The organism is Hymenobacter arcticus, assembly GCF_054779975.1.
The window spans coordinates 15,643-37,934 of the sequence record NZ_BAAGXF010000021.1 but is presented as its reverse complement, the minus strand read 5'-3'; the positions used below and the strand labels follow the sequence as shown (position 1 = coordinate 37,934).

Below are 22,292 nucleotides of genomic sequence, written 5' to 3'. Positions count from 1 at the left end.
TCCCAAGTCCTATGTTCCGCTCCACTTTGCCCCTGTTGGGGGCCTGCCTGCTCGCCTTAAGCTCGTGCGGCTCCGGCACCGATACTACTAGTACCACTGCCGCTACCGGGGCAGCCGCCGACTCTACCGCTGCCATGACGGGCGCGCCGGCCGCCGATAGCTCGGCCTCGGCCATGGCACCCATGGCGGGCAAGGCCGACCCCAAAGGCCCCACGGCCCCCCACGCCGACGATAAAGAATTTATGATGTCGGCCGCGCATTCTGACCAGAACGAGATTCAGTTCAGCAAAATGGCCCTGGCCAAGGGCGTGACGGGTATGACTAAAGCCTTCGCTGAGAAGATGATAGCCGACCACACTAAGAGCACGGCCGACCTCAAGCCCATTGCGGCCAAAGCCGGCGTAACGCTGCCCACCGACATGGACGCCGACCACAAAGCCATGGCCCCGATGATGGACAAGCTGAGTGGTAAGGCCTTCGAAGACAAATACAACACTCAGATGGTGGCCGACCACCAGAAAACGGCCAATACCATGGCCGCCCATCAGCAGATGACCAAAAATGCTGATTTGCAGAAGTTTATCACCAATATCTTGCCCGTGGTAGAAAGCCACCTTTCGATGGCCGACAAGGATGCCAAAATGAAGATGTAAGTAACCGGCCCAGCGCCCTGGCGCTACGGTTCGGGCCCGCAAAAAGCCGCTTCGGAAAGTCCGGAGCGGCTTTTTTGTGGGCGGGCGCTACTTTTAGTTGTCCATCAGTACTACGCTATGAGCCAGCCCGATACCGCTCTCGACCACCACGACCGCACCGAGTTTCAGCTGGAGCGGCTCATCCTGTTTACCGACGCCGTGTTTGCCATCGCCATCACGCTGCTGGCCATCGAAATTCGGTTTCCCGAGCTGCACCGCCTGCCCACCGATGCCGACATCTGGCGGGGCCTGGGCGAGCTGGCCCCCAAGTTTATGGGCTTCCTCATTGGCTTCGCCATCATTGCCCAGTACTGGACGGCCCACCACCGCATTTTCCGGTTTGTGCGCAACTACGACACCAAGCTACTGTGGCTCAATATGTTGTTTTTGCTGTTTATCGTGCTCATGCCGTTTTCGTCGGGCCTATTCAGCTCCTTCGGCATTGTGCGGGCGGCGTTTATAATCTACGCCATCACCATTATGCTGGCGGGCCTGGCGCAGGTGCTGCTGCTGCGTTACCTGCTGGCCCCGGCCCACGCCCTCATCCTGCCCGAAGACCGCACCCACCCTGACCTCGATACCTGGCGGCCGCTGGTGGCGGTGGTGGGCTTCGGGCTGGCTATACTGGTGGTGGTGCTGCTGCCCAGTGGCAGCCCACTGTCGCTGCTTATTCCGTTCACGTCGCTGCTCACGCTGCCGTTTTCGTGGCTGCACCGGCGACGGCACGCGCGCCTGCACCGCGCGCATTTAGCTGGTTTGCAGTCTATTGGTGAGGTAGCGGAGGGAGCGGAGCCGGTAGTGGCTGCCTAGCGTGTACGTCAGCTTGCTATACGCAAAAGCCTCCACGTTGCACAACGTGGAGGCTTTTGTTAACCTATTGGTTGATAATTACTTAGCCGCTACGGCGGCGCCGGCTTCGCTGAGGCGGATGCTCATGTGCGAGGCGTGGTAGCGCACCTGGCCATCTTGCAAAAGCAGGAGCTGCGGCGACTGGTGCTCCACGCCCAGCTCGCTGGCAATCTGGCCCGAGATGGGGCGGAAGCGCAGCAAGTCGAGGTAGTAGATGGCCGTGTCGGCGGGCAGCGAGTTATCGGGCCACTGGCGCTCAATCTTCGACTTGGCCGCCGCGCTGATGGAGCAGGTAGTGCTGTGCTTGAAGATGATAACCGGGTGCTCGTGCGACTCTTGCACCAGTGCGTGCAGCTGCTCAGATTCGGTAAGGGGAAGCCAGGGGGTAGCCATAAAAAAGGGGGAAAATTGAAGACAGGGGAGAAAGGCAGCCCGGCCACTGGCCGGGCTGCCAGGCCCTTTAACCGCAGAGCTAAGGCTTGGGTTCGCGGGCCGCGCGGCGCAGCAGGCCCGGCCGCCCCTTGCGGGTGACGCGCGGGGCACCATCGCGGCCAAAGCGCGGCTCGTGGGTGGGGCGGGGGCGGGTGGCGGCGCTGCCCAGGCTGGCGGGGTCGAGGTGGCTGTCTTTGTAGGGCGCTTCTACGCGGCGGGCGTCGCGCTGGGCCTGGCGCTCGGCGGCGCGCTGCTTGGCCTGGGTGGTGGGCGCTATCTGGGCGGGCACCTTAGCTAGTAGTAAGCCCGCAAGTAAGTAGGTAAGCATGAGTACGATGCGAAAAGCAGCTACTCGCCGGGCGCGGGCTGCGTGGGGTCGGGCTTGAGTACAAGCGCTTTTTTATCCTTCTTCTTTTTGGGCTGGGGGGCCGGCTCGGGTTCCGGCTCGGTGAGGTCGGGCTTGGGAGCTATTTCTTTGGTGCTCTTGGCTTTAGGGCTTTTAATTTTGGGCTCGGCAGGGGCTGTGGGCTCGGCGGCGGGTGGGCCGGGGTCGGGGCCGGTATCGAGGGCGGGGTTTAGGGGCTGGTCCTTTTCTTTCTTATCGCGGCGGGGCGCGTCTTTGCCGTGGTCGGTGTGGCCTTTTTTGCGCAGCTTGCGGTTTTCGGCGCTGGCTTCGCGCGGGGTGAGGGGGCGGGTGTCGTAGTGGTGCAGCTTGCGGCCGTTGATGGCCATCCGGTCAAGCTTACCCTTTTTTACCAAGCCCTGCTTGTCGTATTTCAGCTTGGTCCCCTCGGGCAACTCGCTGTACGACATGGTTTTCTTCTTGTCACTGGCCCCCGCGCCGCCGCTGGGCGCGCCGGGCTCCCCGCCGCCGTCGGTGCTGGTGGCATTAGTGTCGGTGGCGTCGGCTGCCTTCAGCGAAGTGCCTTTGTGGCGCGCTTTTTCGGCCGCCCGGGCTTTGGCCTTGGCGGTGGCGTCCATTTTGGGCGTGCCCAGCCGGTGGGGATGAAACACGGAGTCGTACACTGCGCAGCCGCTCAGCAGCCACAGGGGCAGCAGCAGGACAACGCAAACGGGTAGCTTTCTAAATATAGACTTCACAGCAAGGAGATTGGGCCAGGCACAAGCAAGATACGGGCCATGCGCCGCGGCTAGTAGTCGCGCAGGGCCCGCAGTTGCTCGCGCAGCCGCTGCTGGGGCAAAAAGTCGGCCTCCAGCTGCGGCGCAAACGGCACGGCCGTATCGAGGGCGGCCACGCGGCGCACTGGTGCGTCGAGGCTGGCAAAGCAGTGCTCGGCAATCCAGGCCGCGATTTCGCCGCCCAGACCGCCAGCCAGCGTGTCTTCGTGCAGGACAAGCACGCGGCCTGTTTTGCGCACCGAGCGGCCCACAGCCTCGGTGTCCCAGGGCAGCAGCGTGCGCAGGTCGAGGATGTCGGCCTTCACGTCCAGCTCTTTGCAAGCGGCCAGCGCCCAGTGTACGCCCAAGCCGTAGGTAATGATGCTCAGGTCGTTGCCTTCCTGCGCCAACGCCGCCTGCCCGATGGGCGTGGTGTAGTACGCCTCCGGCACTGGCCCGCTTAGCGAGCGGTACAGCAGCTTGTGCTCAAAGTACAGCACCGGGTTGGGGTCTTCAAAGGCGGCGCAGAGCAGGCCCTTGGCGTCGTGCGGGTTGCTGGGGTACACCACTTTCAGGCCCGGCACGTGGGTAAACCACGCCTCGGTGCTTTGCGAGTGGAAGGGCCCGGCGGCGGTGCCCGCGCCAGTGGGCATGCGCACCACCACGTCGGCGTTCTGGCCCCAGCGGTAGTGGCTCTTAGCTAAGTTATTGACAATCTGATTGAAGCCGCAGGTGACGAAGTCGGCAAACTGCATCTCCACCATGCTCTTCTTGCCCCGAATGCTCAGGCCCAGCCCAGCCCCCACAATGGCCGACTCGCAGAGCGGTGTGTTGCGCACGCGCCCCTTGCCAAACTCGGCCACGAAGCCCTCCGTTATCTTAAACACGCCGCCATACTCGGCAATGTCCTGGCCCATGAGCACCAGTTCGGGGTAGCGCTCCATGCTCTGGCGCAAGCCCTGCGAAATGGCGTCGATGAATCGCTTCTCGGGTTGATTATCATTAGTTAATGAATCATTGCTCACTGCTAACTGCTCATTGTTCACTGCCGAAGGCGCATACATATCGGCCAGCTCGGTGGCCGCGTTGGCTACGGGCACGGGGGCCGCTTCGGCTTCCTGCCAGCCTTGCTCAATCTCCTGCTTGATGGTTTCAAGCAGTTGGGCGCGGCCCGTTTCGCTGAGGATGCCCTCGGCCAGCAGCCACTTTTCGTAGTTCTCGACCGGGTCTTTGGTGGCCCACTCCTGCATGAGCTCGGCGGGCACGTACTTGGTGCCGCTGGCTTCCTCGTGGCCGCGCATGCGGAAGGTGAGGGCCTCCACCAGCACGGGGCGCGGGTTTTGGCGCAGGTCGGCGGCCAGGGTGGCTATTTTATCATACACCTCCAGCACGTTGTTGCCATCGACCTGCACGGCCTCCATGCCATAGGCGGGCCCTTTATCCACGAACGACTTAAAGCGGAACTGCTCGTTGCTGGGCGTGCTGAGGCCGTAGCCGTTGTTTTCGATGAGGAAAATAACCGGCAGCTGCCACACCGCCGCCACGTTGAGCGCCTCGTGAAAATCGCCCTCGCTGGCCCCGCCATCGCCCGAGTAAGTGAGCGTCACGCGGGGCTGCTGGTCGAGCAGGTCGGCCAGCGCAATGCCGTCGGCCACGGCCAGCTGGGGGCCGAGGTGCGAAATCATGCCCACAATGTGGTGCTCGTTGGTGCCGAAGTGGAAGCTGCGGTCGCGGCCCTTGGTGTAGCCGGTGGCCTTGCCCTGCCACTGCGCAAACAGCCGCCCCAGCGGCACCCCGCGCCCCGTAAACACGCCCAGGTTGCGGTGTAGCGGCAAAATGTACTCGTCGGGGTTGAGCGCCAGCGTGCTACCCACCGAAATGGCTTCCTGCCCGATGCCTGAAAACCACTTGGTTACCTTGCCCTGGCGCAGCAGAATGAGCATTTTTTCCTCAATCATCCGCGGCTTCAGCAGCTCGCGGTACAGGCGCAGCAGCAGGTCGTTGGGGTAGTCTTTGCGGTCGAATATCATGAGGATGGCGGGGCGGGTTGGGGGCGGCAAAGGTAGCGGCGGCGCTCATACGGGCGGGCTGGCTTCTCGGCGTACACTAAAATAAGGCTACTGCTATACCTCGGCAGTTAGCTCACACGTAGCTTTGCCGCTTCACCGGCTTTTCATTGCATGACCTACTCCTACTTTCTGCCTTTTATACTGCTCATTACCTTGCCCGCCACGGCCCAAACTGGGGCGGCTTTAGCTACTGCCAGCCCCGCCGATACGGTGCGGGGGGCGTTTCGCGGCACGCTGCCTGACTCGCTGGCCGAGGTGCCCACGCCGGGCGGTACGTTTCGCTTGCAGGGGCCGGAGCAGCCCATTCGTCCTTTTCTAACTATTCAGGACCAGCTGCGCATGGTGGCCGGCGTGCAGGTAACGCCTTACGACGGCAGCCCCGGCAGCGGCAGCGTGGTGCGCATTCGGGGGGCGAGCGTAGCGCTAGGGCAGGCCCAGCCGCTGTATGTCATCGACGGCCTGCCCGCCCTCAACGACGAGCTGACGGTGGGCCAGGCCCCCGGCATGACGGCGCCCCTGCCGCCCTTTTTGCCGCCGAGTAGCAGTAGTCCTTCGCCGAGCACCATCGCGGAGCAGCACGCCGAAGCGGGGGCCAACCCGCTGCAGCTGCTGCCACCCGAAAGCATCGAGAGCGTGGAAATACTGGCGGGCCCCGCCGCCGTGGCCCGCTACGGGCCGCTGGGCGCGAATGGAGTCGTTAGCATCCGCACCCGCCGGGGCCAGGAAGGCCGGCCGTTGCGCGTGCGTTACGCCGCCTACGCCGGGGTGCAGCAGGTGCGCCAGCGCTACGACTTGCTGCCGGCCGGCGAGTACGCCGCGCTGGTCAACGAAGCCATGCGCAACGACAACTCGCCAGCGCCCTACCCCAACACCAACCTGGGCGCGGGCACCGATTGGCAAGCCGAAACCTACCGGGTGGCAGGCTTGCAACAGCACCAGGTAAGCCTGGATGGTAGCCATGCCAACACCACGTACTTGCTCAGCGCCGACTACCGCCAGCAGCGCGGCGTGCTGCGGGGCTCCGACCTGACGCGCTTCGGCCTGCGCCTGGCCCTCGACCAGCGCGTAGGAACCCACCTGCGCCTACACGGCACTGCAGCCCTGGGCCAGACCGACCAGCGCCTGCCCTACACGCAGGGAGACCGCGGCAGCACCCTCGCCGCCCTGCTGGCCCCGCCCACCCAGCCGGTGCGCACCGACCAAGGCAACTACAGCGGCTACGGCTCTTTTACGGGGCAGTACGACAGCCGCAATAATTTCACCAACCCGCTGGCCATCAACGACTACACGTACCGTAGCCCGCGCACCCGCCGTCTGCTCACGCAGCTAGCCGCCGATTACGAGCCACTACCACACCTCACGGTGCAGGCCGCCGCCAATTTCCAGCGTACCCTGCTCGACGCCGAAAGCAGTGCGCCACCCTTCTACACGTATCAGGCCCCGGCCAGTAGCCAAACCTATGCTACCCAAATTTACCACACCAGCCAGTGGGCGGCCCAGCTGGCCGTGCGCTACCAGCGGCAGCTGGGAGCCCGGCACGAAGTAGGGGCCGAGGTGAATTACCAATACCAGGCCGCCGACTTGGTATCGCGCACCGATTACTACTTCAGCAATAAACCTGCGCCCGGTACCGGGACCAGTTATAGCAGTGGCTTTTACCAGTTGGGGCCCGGCGAAACGCGCCTGCACCGGCCCTGGGCTAGCCTGCATTACACCTTCGACAGCACCCTGACGGTGCAGGCTGGCCTAAGCTATGGCCATTACCGCGGCGATAGTGGCACCCAGTATTACCCTAATGCCCAACTTAGCTGGCAGGCTCGCCCTGGCCGCGCCGACCTGCGCCTGTGGCTGGGTGCGGCCCGCACCGGCGTGCCGCTGCTGGGCTACGGGCCTTTCGGGCCCACCCCACTCATTGGGGGAGGCGCTTACCCGGACTACCGCTACCAATCGCCCCTCCACACCGACCAGGTTGAAGCAGGTATGCACTTGGGCCAACGCGGCGGCCACCTCACGGGTCAGCTCGTGGCCTACCAGCGCACCAGCTATCACGCGCTGATTAGCAACGCTCTAGCTGTTCCAGATTTTGTTAATAACGGGGTTCCCATTACTGGGTTTGACGAGGCTACTATCCGCAACCGGGGCCTGGAATTAACGTTGACTGCTAGGTGGCAGTGGGGCCGCCTGCAAGGCGCTACTTCGCTGGCAGCCAGCTACAACCACAACCGCCTGCAAGAGAACAGCCCAATTAATGCGAACAGTACGCCCCAGTCGCTCGGGCCGGTGTACGACAACCAGCCCACTGGCGCTTTCTACGGCTTCCAGCAGGACGGCCTGAACGCCAACGGTACGTTGCGGTTTCGTACGCAAAGCAGTGGCGGCCAGACTCTTTTAACCCAAGCGATAATCGGCAGCGGTATTCCGGCCCAGCTCGCGAGCATGAGCCAACAGCTGCGCCTGGGCCGCCTGGGCCTCGACGCGCAAGTAGACGGCATGTTTGGCTACCAGGTGCTGAACTACCAACGCGACTTGCTGGACACACCAACTGGCTACACCAACAACGCCACCACCGTGCGCGACCGGTGGACGCCCACGCACCAAAACACGGCCATTCCGGGGGCGGGCTATTCGGGCAATTTTAACTCTACCTACGGCACTCCCCTAACAGACCGCCTACTGGAAAACGGCAACCATGTGCGGCTGTCCTCGCTCACCCTCACCTACCGCCTGCGCCAAACGGCCACCCAAGACCTTAGCCTGTGGATTGGCGGCCAGAACCTGCTGGTGCTAACTGGCTACCGCGGCTACGACCCCAACGTGAGCAGCGGGGGCCCCACCCCCTTGCTGGCTGGCCGCGACTATGGGGCGGTGCCCGTGCCCCGCACCTGGCTGCTGGGTGTGCGGGCTTCTATTTAAAAGTTGCAAACCAAACTAAGCATAAAGCGCAGGCTGGGGCGGGAGTCCCGGCCTGTCTGCTTTTGTGTTCGTCCGGGTCACCGCCTACCCAGCCCTACGCTAGCTAGCCCCCGCCGCCGCGCGTCCCGCCGCCCGGCCCGAGAAGATGCAGCCGCCCAAAAACGTGCCTTCCAGCGCCCGGTAGCCGTGCATGCCGCCGCCGCCGAAGCCCGCCACCTCGCCCGCCGCAAACAGGCCGGTAATGGGCTGGCCGGCCGCATCCAGCACCCGGCCTTGCAGGTCGGTTAGCAGGCCACCCAGCGTTTTGCGGGTGATGAGGTGCAGGCGCACCGCAATGAGCGGGCCATTGGCGGGGTCGAGCAGCCGGTGGGGCTTGGCCGTGCGAATAAGCTTGTCGCCCAAGTACTTGCGGGCGCCGCGCACGGCCGTCAGTTGCTCGTCTTTGCCAAAGGGGTTGGTGAGCTGGCGGTCGCGGTTTTCAATTTCGGCCTGGATGGTGGTCAGGTCGAGCAGCGGCTCGGGGGTGAGGGCGTTCATGCCGGCCACCAGGTCGGGCAGGTTGTGCTTGACTACGAAGTCGGCCCCTTTTTCCATGAAAGCCCGCAGCGGCGGGGTGCCGCCGCCGCGCACCCGGCCCAGGGTTTGCCACACGCTTTTGCCGGTGAGGTCGGGGTTTTGCTCCGAGCCCGAGAGGGCAAATTCCTTTTCGATAATCTTCTGCGTGAGGATAAACCAGGTGTAATCGTAGCCCGTTTTTTGGATGTGGGCCAGCGTGCCCAGCGTGTCGAAGCCGGGGTAGAGCGGCCCCGGCAGCCGCCGCCCCACGGCATCGAACCACAGCGACGACGGCCCCGGCAAAATGCGGATGCCGTGCATCGGCCAAATGGGGTCCCAGTTCTGAATGCCCTCCGTGTAGTGCCACATGCGGTCGGAGTTAATGAGCTGCCCGCCAGCCGCTTCCGTAATGCCCAGCATGCGGCCATCGACGTGCGCGGGCACGCCCGAAATCAGGTTTTTGGGGGCCGTGCCCAGGCGGGCGGGCCAGTTGCGGCGCACCAGCTCGTGGTTGCCCCCGATGCCGCCGGCCGTGACGATAACGGCCCCGGCGCACAGCTCAAACTCGCTCACCACGGTGCGGCTACTCGACTGGCCCCGGCCCACGGCGCTGGGCTCCAGCACCTCGCCGCGCACGCCCGTTACGGCCCCATTGGTGAGTATCAGCTCATTAACCCGGTGCCGAAACCCGAACGTGAGCAGGCCGCTGGCCTCGGCGGCGCGGGCTTGCGCAATGAAGGGCGCCACCACGCCCGGCCCGGTGCCCCAGGTCACGTGGAAGCGCGGCACCGAGTTGCCGGGCCCGCTGGCCCCCGCGCCCCCGCGCTCGGCCCAGCCCACCACCGGAAAAAACCGCACGCCCCGCGCCCGCAGCCAGCTGCGCTTCTCGCCGGCCGCCCACTGCACGTAGGCCTCGGCCCAGCGGCGCGGCCAGGCGTCCTCGGGCCGGTCGAAGCCCGCCGTGGCTTGCCAGTCGGCCCAGGCTAGGTCGTAGCTGTCGCGAACGCCCAGCCGCCGCTGCTCGGGCGAGTTCACCAGAAACAGCCCCCCAAACGACCAGAAGGCCTGCCCGCCCAGGTTCTGCTCGGGTTCTTGGTCGAGCACCAATACTTTTTTGCCGGCGGCGGTGGCTTCGGCGGCGGCTACCAGGCCGGCCAGGCCGGCCCCGATAACGAGAACATCGGCGGAAAGTGGGGTTTTCATGCCGAAAGATAGTCGGCGTGCCGACTAGTTTTGCGTACACTTTTTTGGCACTGGGGCTGTTAAGTTTGTCTTATTGTATAGTTGTTTTTTCAATCCGAGATGATTCACTTTCAGGAATTTACCCTACCCAACGGCCTGCGCTGCCTGGTGCACGAAGACTTTACCACGCCGCTGGCCGTGCTCAATATCTTGTACGACGTGGGCTCGCGCGATGAAAGCCCCGACCGCACGGGTTTTGCACATCTATTTGAGCACCTGATGTTTAGTGGTTCGGTTAATATCCCGAACTATGACGAGCCGCTGCAAAAAGTGGGCGGCGAAAACAACGCCTTCACCTCGCAGGACATCACCAACTACTACCTCTCGCTGCCGGCCGCCAACATCGAAACCGGCTTCTGGCTCGAAAGCGACCGCATGCTGGATTTGGCTTTTTCGGAGAACGGCCTCGATGTGCAGCGCAAAGTAGTAGTGGAGGAGTTCAAGCAGAACTACCTCAACCAGCCCTACGGCGACGTGTGGCTGAAGCTCAAGCCCTTAGCCTACCAAAACCACCCGTACCAGTGGAACACCATCGGCAAGGAAATCAGCCACATCGAGGAGGCTGAGATGGCCGACGTGCGCGCCTTTTTTCGCCAGCACTACGCGCCCCAAAACGCCATTCTGGTAGTGGCTGGTGCCGTGGCGTTTGATGAAGTTAAGCGCCTGGCTGAGAAGTGGTTCGGGCCCATTGCGGGCGGCGAGCGCCAGCCGCGCCAGCTGCCCCAGGAGCCCGCCCAAACTGAAGCCCGCCGTGCCGAAGTAACGGCCGCCGTGCCGCTTTCGGCCCTCTACAAAGCCTACCACATGCCCGCCCGCCTCGACCCGCGCTACCACGCCATCGACCTGCTGGGCGACTTGCTGGGCCGCGGCAAAAGCTCGCGCCTGCATCAGCGCTTAGTTAAAGAGCTTCAGCTCTTTAACAATATCTCCTCCTCCGTGACGGGGGCCCTCGACCCCGGCCTGTTCGTGGTGAGCGGCAAGCTCAACGCCGGCGTGGCCCTCGAAGAGGCCGACCGCGCCGTGGAGGCCGTGGTGGCCGAGCTGCTGCGCGACGAAGTGCCCGCCGACGAGCTGCAAAAAGTAAAAAACCAGGCCGAAGCGGGCTTGGTCTTCGGCGAAATCGAGCTGCTGAACCGCGCCCTGGCCCTGGCCATCGGCAAGCTGCTCGGCAACGCCAACCTCGTAAACGAGGAGCCCGCCCAGCTGCAAGCCGTGACGCCCGCCGACCTGCGCGCCGCCGCCGAGCTGGTGCTGCGCCCCGAGAATTGCAGCACGCTTTATTATCAAGCGGCCGAGTAATAACTTGATTATTAGCTATTTATGATTCACGCAGAAGGTATTTGTCATTGCGAGTGCAACGAAGCAATCGCATTCGAATGACACCCGAACAGTTCGTGCTGGTGCGATTGCTTCGTTGCACTCGCAATGACAAATACCTTCTGCGTGAATCTTACACTACTAAAAAAGGCCCGTTGCAAGAGATTGCGACGGGCCTTTTTGGTCACTATGGATTGGCTATTTCACGGTGCCGAGCGTGGTCTTGGTGCGGGCCGCGCCTTTAGGCGCAGGGCCGTCGTAGGATGGCGTGTTTTTGCCATTGTCCTCCACATTCACCGGTTGGCCGGGCGCGGCGTACACGTTGTTGCCTTTGCCATTGTCGTTGGTGCCGCGCAGCGGGTCGGCGGCGCGGGCGGCGGGCGTGGTGTTGGGCACCATGCGGGTGGTTGGCTTGCGGGCCGGGTTGGCCTTGGGCGAAGTTTGGGCGTGCGCCGATAGGGTCAATACTGCTGCCCCCAGCAGGGGTAGGCAAAGACTGCGAATGGAAAGCATAAAGGCCTGATGAAGAAGGTGAACAACCGTGCCGCAGCGGGCTAAGCCAGCTGCCGGGCAGGTCATACTACGCAAAGCGGCCACGAAAGGCTAGCTTCCGTGGCCGCAGAGAGGCAGGCAGAAAAAAGGGAGAAAAGCGGGCGACTAGCGCCCCGTAGAAATGGTGGTGCTGGCCACCTCGCGGCGCAGGGGCCGGCCGTTGTAGTCGGTCGTTACGCCGTGGCCCACTTGGTTGATGGGCATGCCGGGGGCTACCGACAGGTTGGCGGTGGGGCGGTGCTGGCCATTGCCTACCTCCTGAGCCGACGACACGGTTTCATCACCCCAGCCGTTCCAGCTAGTGCTGCTGGCGGTGGCGGGCACCTGGGCGGCGGCTACGGCGGCTTGGGCAGCTTCGGCCTTGGCGGCGGCTTCGGCAGCGCGCTTCTCCCGGGCGGTGAGGGTGCGGCCGGTGCGGGCCACGGGGCGTGCGTACGCGCTGGCGGCCGGCTTTGTGGCGGGAGCGGTTTGGGCAGTAGCCGCCTCGGTGGCGAAGAGAGCAAGACCCAACAGCGGAAGGAGGAAACGGCGTGCCATGATACAGAGAGGAAAAGGATGGGAAGGGGGTTGAAAGCTGATAAGGCTTTTGCAAAGCCGGTGCCAGCTTTTGAAAAGCAGCCTGGCTAAAACGCTTTACTTATTTTTGCCAGGTAGCCAAATTGCTCATTATCAAGTAAATAATTTTTATTGGCAGTTGGCGCGGGCCGGCGGTTTATACCGCCTTGCTGCCGGCCGTACCTTTGCAGGTATCATGCAGGAATCTATTTCGGGCCTGGCCGCTGAGGTGGCCGCCGCCGACGTCAGCACCGCCGCCGCCCTCGACCAGTTTCGCCTTCTCTACCTGGGCCGCAAGGGCCGCCTGGCCGACCTTTTTGACCAGCTCAAAACGGTGCCCGCCGACGACCGCCGCGCCATTGGCCAGCAGCTCAACGGCCTCAAGCAGCAGGCCCAGGCCCGTTTCGACGAGGCCCAGGTTGCCGTGGAAGCTGCCGCCGCCAACCAGCCCGCCGACGCGGGCTTCGACTACACGCTGCCCGCCGTGCCCCACACGCTGGGCACCCGCCACCCCCTGAACCTGGTGCGCGAACAAATGCTGCGCATTTTCAGCCGCATTGGCTTTGCCGTGGCCGAGGGCCCCGAGATTGAAGACGACTGGCACAACTTCACAGCTCTCAACTTTCCCGAAAACCACCCGGCGCGGGATATGCAGGACACGTTTTTCGTGCCGCCCACTGAGGGCGATACCCAGCCCGGCCTGCTGCGCACCCACACCAGCACCGTGCAGGTGCGGGTGATGGAAAACGAGCCGCTGCCCATCCGCCGCGTGATGCCCGGCCGGGTGTACCGCAACGAGGCTATTTCGGCGCGGGCGCACATGCTGTTTCACCAGGTAGAGGGTCTCTACATTGATGAGAACGTGAGCTTTGCCGACCTCAAGCAGACTATCTATTACTTCGTGCGTGAGCTGTTTGGCGAGGATATCAATATCCGGTTCCGGCCCAGCTACTTCCCCTTCACCGAGCCCAGCGCCGAAATTGACATCACCTGCCTCATTTGCAAGGGCGCGGGCTGCAACATTTGCAAAGGCACCGGCTGGGTCGAGATTGGTGGCAGTGGTATGGTAGACCCCGCCGTGCTCGAAAATTGCGGCATCGACTCGGAGAAATACTCGGGCTACGCCTGGGGCATGGGTATCGAGCGCATCACCATGCTCAAATACCAGGTGAAGGACCTGCGCCTGTTCACCGAAAACGACGTGCGCTTCCTGCGCCAGTTTGAGGCGCTGTAACCCGCTAAGAAACCCTAAACCGCCCCGCCGTGTTGCCTAACGCGCAAGTAGCGTAAGCTTTAGCTTGCGAGCAAGCGCAGCGAGCAGGCGGGACCGGACGGCCCTTGCGCAAGCTGCTCGCTGCGCTCACTCGCAAGCTAAAGCTTACGCTACACCCGTGCTAATCCGTGATTTATGAAAGTTAGAACCCTTAAACAGAATAAAGTCAACGTTATAACGCTGGGCTGCTCCAAGAATCTCGTCGATAGCGAGGTGCTCATGGGCCAGCTCAAGGCCAACGACTTCCAGGTGACGCACGAGGCGAAGAAGTCGGATGCCAACATCGTGATTATCAACACCTGCGGCTTTATCGACAACGCCAAGCAGGAAAGCATCGACACCATTCTGCGCTACGCGGAGGAAAAGGAGAACGGCAAGCTGGAGAAGCTGTACGTAACGGGCTGCCTGTCACAGCGTTACAAAGACGAGCTGGAGGTGGAGATTCCGCAGGTCGATGCCTATTTCGGTACCCTGGAGCTGCCCCAGATGCTGAAAGTGCTGGAGGCCGACTACAAAAAGGAGCTCGTGGGCGAGCGCCTGCTCACCACGCCCAAGCACTACGCCTACTTCAAAATTGCGGAGGGCTGCAACCGCCCGTGCTCGTTTTGCGCCATCCCGCTGATGCGCGGCAAGCACGTGGACCGGCCCATGGAAGACCTCGTGACCGAAGCCAAGCGCCTCGTGGGCATGGGTACTAAAGAGTTGATTCTCATTGCCCAAGACCTTACCTACTACGGCCTGCAAGCCTACGGCGAGCGCAAGCTGCCCGAACTGCTGGAGCGCCTCTCTGACGTTGCCGGCGTGGAGTGGCTGCGCCTGCAATACGCCTACCCGTCGCAGTTTCCGCTGGCGGCGCTGGATGTGATGCGCGAGCGCGACAACATTTGCCGCTACCTCGACATGCCGTTGCAGCACATTTCGGATAACATGCTGAAAAGCATGCGCCGGGGCATCACGGGCCGCCGCACCAAAGAGCTGGTGCGCGAAATCCGCGACCGGGTGCCGGGCATTGCCCTGCGCACCACGCTCATTGCCGGCCACCCCGGCGAAACGGAAGCCGACTTCGAGGAGCTGTGCGAGTTTGTGCAGGAATCGAAGTTCGAGCGCCTGGGCATCTTCACTTATTCGCACGAAGAAAACACCCACTCGCACACCCTCGCCGACGACGTGCCCGCCGAAGTAAAGCAGGAGCGCGCCGACCGCATTATGGAAATTCAGCAGCAGATATCGCTGGATTACAACGAGTCGCGCGTGGGTCAGACGTACAAAGTGCTCTTCGACCGGCTCGAAGGCGGCTACTACGTGGGCCGCACCGAGTTTGACTCGCCTGAGGTAGACAACGAAGTATTGGTGCTGGCTACCAACAACTTGCATATCCCGCAGGGTAGCTTCGCCAACGTGCACATCACGGGCGCGTCGGACTTCGATTTATACGGCGAAGTAGTGCGCTAGCGCCTTTTTCAACATCCGTCATGCTGAGCTTGCGAAGCACCTTATCACCTCTGAACAATCGTTCGAGCGCGATAAGGTGCTTTGCAAGCTCAGCATGACAGTTTAAGGCCGTTCCTAACTTTTTGGGTTGCGCCGGGTTTTGGCCTGAATTTCGCGCCCACTTTTCCCCGCGCTCATGGCTGCTGCCGACTGTATTACCCTGCCCTACGCTGCCACCGGCGCGTTTTCGGGCCTCCTCACCGACTACTTGGCCCAGAAGCCGGCCCTGGCGCCCTTCTACCATCGCTTCCCCGAACTCGCTGCTTTTCAGGCCCAAATCGACGAAAAGCAAGCCAGCTACTCGCCCGAAGCCCGCCAGCGTCTTGTGGCCGACCTGCGCGCTCAGTACGCCGAGCTGGGCGGCGAGGTGCCGCCCACCGTGGCTGCCAACCTCGACTTGCTGGCCCGCGACACCACGTTTACCATCACCACCGGGCACCAGCTCAACCTGTTTACGGGGCCGCTGTACTTTGTGTATAAGATAGTTACGGCCATCAAGCTGAGCCGGGAGCTGAAAGCCGCCTACTCTGCCTACGACTTCGTGCCGGTGTACTGGCTGGCCACCGAGGACCACGATTTCGCCGAAATCAACAGCTTCCCGCTCTTTGGCAAAACGTATAGCTGGGCCGGGCCCGGCGGCGCGGCCGGCCTGGGCGGGCCCGTGGGCCGGCTGGGCCTGCAAGGCCTGGACGAAGAGCTGCTAAGCCAACTACCGCCCGAAGTGCCCGCCGCCTTCCGCGAGGCCTACGCGAGCAGCCAAAACCTGAGCGAGGCCACGCGCCGGCTGGCTACCAGCCTCTTCGGCGAGTATGGCCTGCTGTGCCTCGATGCCGACCGGCCCGCGCTCAAGCAGGCTCTTAAGCCGCTGCTGGAAAAGGAGATACGCGAGCAGTTTTCCAACCAGGCGGTGCAGGCCACCAACGGCCGCCTCACGGCCGCCGGCTACAAGCCGCAGGTGTACTCGCGCCCGCTCAACCTGTTTTTCCTCACCGACGAGGGCAAGCGCGAGCGCCTGGAGCCCGACGCTGCCCCCGGCGCCGACTGCACCCAGGTAACGGTGCGCGGCACCGCCCGCTGCCACTCGCAGGCCGAGCTGCTGGCCCTGGCCGCCGCTGAGCCCGAGCGCTTTAGCCCCAACGTGGTGCTGCGCCCGGCGTACCAGGAAATCCTGATGCCCAACTTGGCCTATATCGGCGGTGGGGCCGAGGTGGCATACTGGTTTCAGCTCAAAGACGTGTTTGCCGCGCTCGGCGTGACCTACCCGCTGGTGCTGCCCCGCAACTCGGCCATGTACCTGAGCCGCGCCAACGCCGGCAAGCTCGCCAAGTTGGGTGTCACGGCCACCGACATTTTCAAGCCGCTGGCTGAGCTCAAAAAGCAAGTTGGCGCGCAAATCGGCCAGGAGGAAATCAGCCTGGCGGCGCAGCAGCAGGCGCTGGCCGCCGCCTACGAGCAGGTGCAGGCCCTGGCCCAGCGCCTCGACCCCACGCTGGTGAAAACCGTGGCCGCTGAAGCCCAGAAAGCCGCCGGCAGCCTCGCCGGCCTCGAAAAGCGCCTCAGCAAAGCCGCCGAAGCCAAGCACGAAACGGCCTACGCCCAGCTCACGGCTCTCAAAGACAAGCTCTTCCCCGAAGGTGGCTTGCAGGAGCGGACGGATAACGTGCTGAGCATCATGCTCAACAACCCCGGCTTTATCGAGCAGCTGCTGGCCTGCTTCGAGCCGCTAAAACTGGAGTTTGCGGTGGTGCAGGAGGGGTAGAAAAGCGGGTAGTCGTAGCTAGCTTAGCATAATAATCACCTTTAATTATTTTCTCTATGTGTCGCTACGCTATGACTGCTTATAAATCGCACTATGCTTGCTTTACTTGTCGTAAGACATTTAAACGCCGACTCCTACACGACGTGGCGCGCGACGAAACAGAATCAATAGCTGCTAAGTGTCCGGAATGCGGGCAACTAACGGCGAGCATGGGCCTTGACTTTGAATCGCCGTCTAAAGATGATGTAAAGGCTTGGCATCACTTGTGTAATTTATATTCTGTGGGTATCACCTACCACTCATGTGGCTGTAGCGGCCCTGGCTATATACCTGCTACGTCCGAAGCCATAGTAGATTATTTGGGAGAAAAGCTTACCGATTATGTCCGTGAGTTGCGCTACTGGCTTAATCGAACTACTCCTGACTCTAAAGCCGAACGGGATAAAGACAATGATAAAAATTGGTCGCACAACCAGCGTTTGCATCCTTCTTTGCGTGGAAAAAATGGCGGCATCATCACGGCTAATGCTATTGCTCATTGGCAGCAATTAGTCGATGATTTGGACTGCCGTTTGAGTAAAGCCAAAGCCCAAGTAGTAGTAAAGTAAGTTGCTAGAGGCAACCGATAACCGCCACCCCGCATCTACCAGAGCCTAGCGCCGCCCCGGCGCTGGGCTCTTTCTTTGTGGCTATGTTTCGCTATTCGCTGCTCGTGTTTTTCTGGTTGCTGGTCGTCGCGGCCGGTGCCCAACCCATAACTGGGCGCGTGACGGATGCCCGCACCGGGCAGCCGCTGCCGTTTGTGAACATCGGCGTGGTGGGCAAGGCGCTGGGCACCGTCAGCAACGAGCAGGGGCAGTACGGCTTAGCGTTTCAGGAAAGCCTGGCCAATGATACCGTGCGGGTGTCGTACCTGGGCTACCAGCCGCGCCTGCTCACGCTGCGGCAGCTGCGGGCCCAGCCGGCGGTGGCCCTCACCGCGGCCGCCGTGGCGCTGGCCGAAGTGCGGGTGGCGGGCACCAACACGCTCCGGCGCACGCGCACGCTGGGCTTCGACGGTGACTCCGAAACGACCACGCTCACGGTGAGCAATGCCAAGGACCTGGGGGCCGAAATCGGCACCATCATCCACCTCAAGCACGCGCCGAGCCGGGTGCTCAACGTCAAGTTCAACGTGGCCTACAACCACGGGAGCGACTTCGCCTTTCGCGTTAATATCTACCGCCTGCGGGCCAATGGCAAGCCGAGCGATGACAAGCTGCTGCGCCGTGAAGTGGTGGTGCGCACCACGCCGGCTACTAGTAAAGGTCCGATTATCATTGACTTAACCAGCGATAAGCTGTTGTTAGATGACGATTTCTTTCTGGCTGTGGAATGGGTTGCCGGCTCCAGCGCCGTGACGCCCCACAAGGACTTTGCCTTTTCAGCGGGTCTGGGCTACGCCAACAACGACATTTACTACCGGGCCGTGAGCCAGGATGCCTGGGAGCGCCTCTCGGCCGGGGCTGTGCTGGCCGGCATGCAGCCCAAGGTGAGTTTTTACGCTACCGTGCAGGATTAATACCGAGTCTATGAAGAGCTATTTTCAGCTTCTGAGTGTTGCCGGACTGCTGGCCGGCTCCGCCACTGCGGCCGTGGGCCAGGCCGCCTACGTGGGCACGGTGGGCACGGCCTCCATCGAGCTGGCCCTGAACTCGGTGGACGACAACCAGCCGGTGGGAGTCTATTTGTATACTAAAATCGGCACGCCGATTAAGCTCAGCGGCCGGCTAAAGCAGGGTGCGCTCACCCTCACCGAGCCGGATGCTTATGGCAAGCCCACCGCCACGCTCACCATTCCGGCCTTTGCGGCGGGGGCTCACCAGCTCACCGGCACCTGGCGCAGCCTAGCTACTGGCCGGCAATTGCCGGTGGTGCTTACGCAGCGCGCCGCAGTGGCGGCTGGTGAAGCCGGCCTTGGGCTGCTGCAAGCTGAGAGCCTGCCGAACAGCTATTTCAAAGTGGTGCTGGGTAACGGAAAAGGGGAGGACGACGGGGCTGTGAGTGGGCTGAACCTGGTGGAGAAAAAAACCAGCCGCGTGCTGCAACACCTGACGTTGGAGGGCCAGCCGATGGGTATTTACAGCGTGACGGTGGGCGACTACAACTTCGACGGTCTGCCCGATTTTTCGGTATTTGAGAGCAGCTACGCGGGGCCCAATACCTCCAGCCTCTACTACCTGTATGACCCCGCCAAAAAGCGGTACGTAGCCAGCAGCTACACGGGTACGTCGCTGGAATTTGATGCCAAGAAGCGCCGCGTGTACGAGCATAATTCCTGCTGCGCCGGCTCTTCGGTAACCAACGTGGAGTATAAGGTGGTGAATAACAAGCTGGTAGCCCTAGCCCGCCACTGCTACCGCTGGGACGAGAAAAAGCAAACCTTGGTGGAGCGGCCCTTCAGCGCCTGCCAATAACCCGCTATGCAGCCGCTCACCAAAGCCGCCCTGCGCCGCGCCGCCTTGGCCCGCCGCCAAGCCCTGCTACCCGCCGACGTAGCCCAGCGCAGCGCGCAGCTCCGCGACCAGCTGGTAGCGCAGTTTCCGGTGGGTGCGTGGCGCTGGCTGCACGTTTTTTTGCCGCTGGCCCGCAAAAACGAGCCCGATACCTGGTTGCTGATTCGCCGTCTCTGGGCCGAGTGGCCCGTCCTGCGCCTGGCCGCACCCGTAGTGCAGGCAGACGGTATTTCGTTGAAGCACTACGCGTTAACTGCCAGCACGCCGTTGCTGCTCAACCGCTGGGGTATTCCGGAGCCCGCCCCCGACCCGGCCACCGAGGTGCTGCCCGCGCAGCTCGATGCGGTGCTGGTGCCGCTGCTGGCCTGCGACCAGCAGGGCCAGCGCGTGGGCTACGGCGGGGGCTTCTACGACCGGTTTCTGACCCAGTGCCGGCCCGGGGCGGTTTTCATCGGCCTGAGCTTACTGGAGGGTGCGCCGGTGCCCGCGCTGGCCGACGTGCTGCCCACCGACGTACCGCTGCACGCCCTTATTACGCCGGGCGGCGTGTGGAATTTCTAACGGCGGGGCATCAGTCGGGTAGCTGCTGCTTGTGGTAGCGCTGCGGAGGCGCGGCGCGGGCATCGGCCTCATTCCCAATCCCCAATCCCCTATCCTGATGGCTGCCATTGACCAACCCGCCCCTAAAGCCGGCAAAAAACCGCGCGTCCGCAAGCACAACTTTCGCCTCGACATGACGCCGATGGTGGACCTGGCGTTTCTGCTGCTCACATTCTTTATGCTGACCACCACCTTCGCAAAGCCCCGCGTGATGCAGCTCACCATGCCAGTGAAACCGCAGTCAGCTGACCAGAACGAGCCCCTGCGAGCGTCGCGTGCCATGACCATTGTGCTGGGTGCGGGGCACCGGGTGTTTTACTACTTTGGGCTAAACGCGCCCGCCGACCCGAGCGTGGCAGTGCCTACGCTGCACACCACCGATTTTGGACCGCATGGTATTCGGCAGGCGCTGCTGGCGCGGGGTCGCCAGAAGCCTGGGCCTATGGTGCTTATCAAAGCCGGCCCCAAAGCCAAGTACAGCGACATGGTGGATATTCTGGACGAGATGAATATCACTGGCCAGACGAAATATGCCCTCACCGACCTCACGGCCGCCGACCGCCAGCTGCTGCCCCCTAGCGAGCGGCAGTAGCCCGCAGGAGCTCTACGCGCTCGATGCGGGCCTGGCCCCAAGGCGCGATGCTGACGCGCACGCGCACCGCGGGGCTGGTTTTGCCCAGGCGCAGGGGGCTGTCGCCGGGCACGTAGTAGCGCTCCAGGTTGTAGCGCAGGCCCAGGGTGCGCGGGTACACGTCGGTAACCCAGCCGCGCAGCACGGCCTGGCCCGCGCCGGGGCTCAGGGTTTTGTCGTAGACGCCAGCCACGGTGGCGAGGCTGTCGGGGTCCGGCACCGCGTTCAGCAGCACGTACACCGACTGCCGGCGCTGGGGCGGGCCCGCGCCGTGCCAGGCCGTGAGCGGGGCCGCGGCGGCGGTGTAGCGCAGGCGCACGAAGCTTTCGTACTGCAAGCCGTGCAAATCGACGGGGCTGGTGCTCAGCCAGATATGCTGGCCGTAGGCCGTGGTGGCGTAGCCGGCCCCGGCCACGCCCAGCACGTAGAGCACCTGCGCCGCCACGAGCAGGCGCAGCAGCATTCGGTGCGAAGGAGAAGTGCGCGTGAGCATAGGTTACGCTGGTTTAGGAGCTTCGGGGGTGGCCGTGACGGCGGCCGCGCCGGCCGCCAGCCGCTGGGCATTGCGGCGGCGCAGATACCAGCTCAAGCTCAGCAGCAGCACGCCGCCAATTAAGAAGAACAGCGACTTATCCAGAAAAGCCCAGGTCAATTTGAAATACGCCACCATGGTAGCCACCACAAACAGCACCGTGCCCAACGTTAATTGCCCCGCCTCGCCCGAGCGGTGAGCGCGGGCCAGCACCGAGCCAGCGTGGGCATACAGCACCACCAGCGTGGCAATGGCTAGCGGCAGACCGCCCGGCAGGTAAAAGCCCGGCAGCAGCAACAGCCAATCGGGCAAGCTACCCAAAATGCCCCGCGCCCGCTTGCCCGCCACCGACAGCCCAAACACCACCGCCAGCGCCCCCAGGTAGGCCAGCACCGGCGGCCGCAGCAGCCCGGCGTACTGGTCGGTTTCGCCAAACAGCGCCAGGCCCAACGCAAATAAATAGGCCGCTACCAGCGGCGGCCCTTGCAGGGCGCGGCCGGCGGCACGGTCGCGGTGCCAGTCGCCGGCCGCGTACACGAGCATGGCCGGAATAAAAAACCAAGTGATTTTGGCGTGGCTGAGCGCCACCCACAGCGCCGCCTGCCACAGCAGCCCCAAGGCCAGGATGGTGGCCACCAGCGGGTCGGGCCGGCGCCACCAGCGGTAGCCGCTGCCCAGCGCCACCAGCGCCACGGTAGCGTAGCTGAACGTGCCCAGCGCCTGGGTGCAGTACGTCTGCACCGCCGCCCCAATGACTATGGGTAGTAGCACAAGGCTCTGGCTATCATATAAATAACTGAGCAGCACGCCTGCTACCACCCACGCCAGCAAGCCGCTCACATCGTAGCCCACCAGCTGGTAGAGCTGGCTAGTAAGGATAATGCCGGCCCCGAATAGCACCAAACCCAAACCCAGCAGGCCGTGGCCCACCCGCCGGTTGCCGCGCCGGAGGAAGTATTCGCCGGCCGCGTAGGCCGCCAGCATGCTCCCCAGCAGCAGCCCCAGCCGCACGGCGGTGGGCAGGCTCTGCCAGTTGGCGGCCACCACGCTCAGCGCGCTCAGCCCCACCAGTATGCTGCCCAACAGCGGCAACAAGCCCACCGCCTGCACCAGCTCGGGCGGGTAGCGGACCAGCAGGCGCTGGCGCTGGTCCTCGCTGATGAGGCCCTCGCTAACCCAGGCCGGGCTTTCGGTTTCGAGAAATTTACGGCTCATG

21 protein-coding genes are annotated in these 22,292 nt (G+C 63.2%); 12 read left to right on the top strand and 9 right to left on the bottom strand.

Annotation, left to right across the window (positions count from 1 at the left end; translation table 11 throughout):
* Positions 1 to 11 precede the first annotated feature (11 nt).
* Both ACYVGC_RS22725 and ACYVGC_RS22720 read left to right on the top strand, forming a co-directional pair.
* Positions 12 to 653 (top strand): DUF4142 domain-containing protein, encoded by a 642-nt coding sequence (locus ACYVGC_RS22725; protein ID WP_460586131.1) that lies wholly within the window; start codon positions 12 to 14, stop codon positions 651 to 653.
* A gap of 117 nt (positions 654 to 770) precedes the next feature.
* Positions 771 to 1,502, top strand: a complete 732-nt coding sequence (locus ACYVGC_RS22720) for a TMEM175 family protein (RefSeq protein WP_460586130.1) — start codon at positions 771 to 773, stop codon at positions 1,500 to 1,502.
* Positions 1,503 to 1,580: 78 nt separating this feature from the next.
* On the opposite strand, the gene ytxJ is transcribed toward ACYVGC_RS22720, so the two are convergent.
* From ytxJ to ACYVGC_RS22700, 4 genes are all read right to left on the bottom strand, one after another.
* Positions 1,581 to 1,934 carry a thioredoxin family protein gene (gene ytxJ / locus ACYVGC_RS22715; RefSeq protein WP_460586129.1) on the bottom strand — a complete coding sequence of 118 codons (354 nt, stop codon included), beginning with the start codon at positions 1,932 to 1,934 and terminating at the stop codon, positions 1,581 to 1,583.
* Between the two features lie 79 nt (positions 1,935 to 2,013).
* On the bottom strand, positions 2,014 to 2,301 hold the full coding sequence (locus tag ACYVGC_RS22710; RefSeq protein WP_460586128.1) for a hypothetical protein: 288 nt from the start codon (positions 2,299 to 2,301) through the stop codon (positions 2,014 to 2,016).
* Positions 2,302 to 2,321: 20 nt separating this feature from the next.
* A complete protein-coding gene (locus tag ACYVGC_RS22705) occupies positions 2,322 to 3,074 on the bottom strand; it encodes a hypothetical protein (RefSeq protein ID WP_460586127.1) in 753 nt (250 codons plus the stop codon).
* A gap of 50 nt (positions 3,075 to 3,124) precedes the next feature.
* Positions 3,125 to 5,122: an alpha-ketoacid dehydrogenase subunit alpha/beta gene (locus tag ACYVGC_RS22700; RefSeq protein WP_460586153.1), complete on the bottom strand. Its 1,998-nt coding sequence runs from the start codon at positions 5,120 to 5,122 to the stop codon at positions 3,125 to 3,127.
* Between the two features lie 150 nt (positions 5,123 to 5,272).
* Between ACYVGC_RS22700 and ACYVGC_RS22695 the strand changes: the two genes are divergently transcribed.
* Positions 5,273 to 8,074 (top strand): SusC/RagA family TonB-linked outer membrane protein, encoded by a 2,802-nt coding sequence (locus ACYVGC_RS22695; RefSeq protein ID WP_460586126.1) that lies wholly within the window; start codon positions 5,273 to 5,275, stop codon positions 8,072 to 8,074.
* A 99-nt stretch (positions 8,075 to 8,173) separates the two neighbouring features.
* On the opposite strand, the gene ACYVGC_RS22690 is transcribed toward ACYVGC_RS22695, so the two are convergent.
* Positions 8,174 to 9,832 carry an FAD-binding dehydrogenase gene (locus tag ACYVGC_RS22690; protein ID WP_460586125.1) on the bottom strand — a complete coding sequence of 553 codons (1,659 nt, stop codon included), beginning with the start codon at positions 9,830 to 9,832 and terminating at the stop codon, positions 8,174 to 8,176.
* A 99-nt stretch (positions 9,833 to 9,931) separates the two neighbouring features.
* On the opposite strand from ACYVGC_RS22690, the gene ACYVGC_RS22685 reads away from it, so the two are divergent.
* Positions 9,932 to 11,170 carry a M16 family metallopeptidase gene (locus ACYVGC_RS22685; protein WP_460586124.1) on the top strand — a complete coding sequence of 413 codons (1,239 nt, stop codon included), beginning with the start codon at positions 9,932 to 9,934 and terminating at the stop codon, positions 11,168 to 11,170.
* A gap of 216 nt (positions 11,171 to 11,386) precedes the next feature.
* Here ACYVGC_RS22685 and ACYVGC_RS22680 read toward each other — a convergent pair whose 3' ends face one another.
* Both ACYVGC_RS22680 and ACYVGC_RS22675 read right to left on the bottom strand, forming a co-directional pair.
* A complete protein-coding gene (locus ACYVGC_RS22680; RefSeq protein WP_460586123.1) occupies positions 11,387 to 11,701 on the bottom strand; it encodes a hypothetical protein in 315 nt (104 codons plus the stop codon).
* Positions 11,702 to 11,845: 144 nt separating this feature from the next.
* On the bottom strand, positions 11,846 to 12,277 hold the full coding sequence (locus ACYVGC_RS22675) for a hypothetical protein (protein ID WP_460586122.1): 432 nt from the start codon (positions 12,275 to 12,277) through the stop codon (positions 11,846 to 11,848).
* Positions 12,278 to 12,491: 214 nt separating this feature from the next.
* Here ACYVGC_RS22675 and pheS point away from each other — a divergent pair, with 214 nt between their 5' ends.
* The 8 genes from pheS to ACYVGC_RS22635 all read left to right on the top strand — a co-directional run bounded on the left by pheS (position 12,492) and on the right by ACYVGC_RS22635 (position 20,505).
* Positions 12,492 to 13,529, top strand: coding sequence for a phenylalanine--tRNA ligase subunit alpha (pheS, locus tag ACYVGC_RS22670; protein ID WP_460586121.1), 1,038 nt, complete (start codon positions 12,492 to 12,494; stop codon positions 13,527 to 13,529).
* A gap of 174 nt (positions 13,530 to 13,703) precedes the next feature.
* Positions 13,704 to 15,020 carry a MiaB/RimO family radical SAM methylthiotransferase gene (gene rimO, locus ACYVGC_RS22665; protein ID WP_460586120.1) on the top strand — a complete coding sequence of 439 codons (1,317 nt, stop codon included), beginning with the start codon at positions 13,704 to 13,706 and terminating at the stop codon, positions 15,018 to 15,020.
* A gap of 175 nt (positions 15,021 to 15,195) precedes the next feature.
* On the top strand, positions 15,196 to 16,818 hold the full coding sequence (gene bshC / locus ACYVGC_RS22660; protein WP_460586119.1) for a bacillithiol biosynthesis cysteine-adding enzyme BshC: 1,623 nt from the start codon (positions 15,196 to 15,198) through the stop codon (positions 16,816 to 16,818).
* Positions 16,819 to 16,961: 143 nt separating this feature from the next.
* A complete protein-coding gene (locus tag ACYVGC_RS22655) occupies positions 16,962 to 17,426 on the top strand; it encodes a hypothetical protein (protein WP_460586118.1) in 465 nt (154 codons plus the stop codon).
* A gap of 83 nt (positions 17,427 to 17,509) precedes the next feature.
* Positions 17,510 to 18,379, top strand: coding sequence for a carboxypeptidase-like regulatory domain-containing protein (locus tag ACYVGC_RS22650; protein WP_460586117.1), 870 nt, complete (start codon positions 17,510 to 17,512; stop codon positions 18,377 to 18,379).
* Positions 18,380 to 18,389: 10 nt separating this feature from the next.
* Complete coding sequence (locus tag ACYVGC_RS22645; protein ID WP_460586116.1) at positions 18,390 to 19,274, top strand: XAC2610-related protein; 885 nt, start codon at positions 18,390 to 18,392, stop codon at positions 19,272 to 19,274.
* A 6-nt stretch (positions 19,275 to 19,280) separates the two neighbouring features.
* Positions 19,281 to 19,874, top strand: a complete 594-nt coding sequence (locus ACYVGC_RS22640) for a 5-formyltetrahydrofolate cyclo-ligase (RefSeq protein WP_460586115.1) — start codon at positions 19,281 to 19,283, stop codon at positions 19,872 to 19,874.
* Positions 19,875 to 19,971: 97 nt separating this feature from the next.
* Positions 19,972 to 20,505: an ExbD/TolR family protein gene (locus ACYVGC_RS22635; RefSeq protein WP_460586114.1), complete on the top strand. Its 534-nt coding sequence runs from the start codon at positions 19,972 to 19,974 to the stop codon at positions 20,503 to 20,505.
* On the opposite strand, the gene ACYVGC_RS22630 is transcribed toward ACYVGC_RS22635, so the two are convergent.
* Together ACYVGC_RS22630 and ACYVGC_RS22625 are read right to left on the bottom strand one after the other, a co-directional pair.
* Positions 20,489 to 21,037, bottom strand: coding sequence for a GDYXXLXY domain-containing protein (locus ACYVGC_RS22630; RefSeq protein ID WP_460586113.1), 549 nt, complete (start codon positions 21,035 to 21,037; stop codon positions 20,489 to 20,491). The genes ACYVGC_RS22635 and ACYVGC_RS22630 overlap by 17 nt on opposite strands.
* Before the next feature lie 3 nt (positions 21,038 to 21,040).
* On the bottom strand, positions 21,041 to 22,291 hold the full coding sequence (locus ACYVGC_RS22625) for a DUF2157 domain-containing protein (RefSeq protein WP_460586112.1): 1,251 nt from the start codon (positions 22,289 to 22,291) through the stop codon (positions 21,041 to 21,043).
* Position 22,292: the final 1 nt, after the last annotated feature.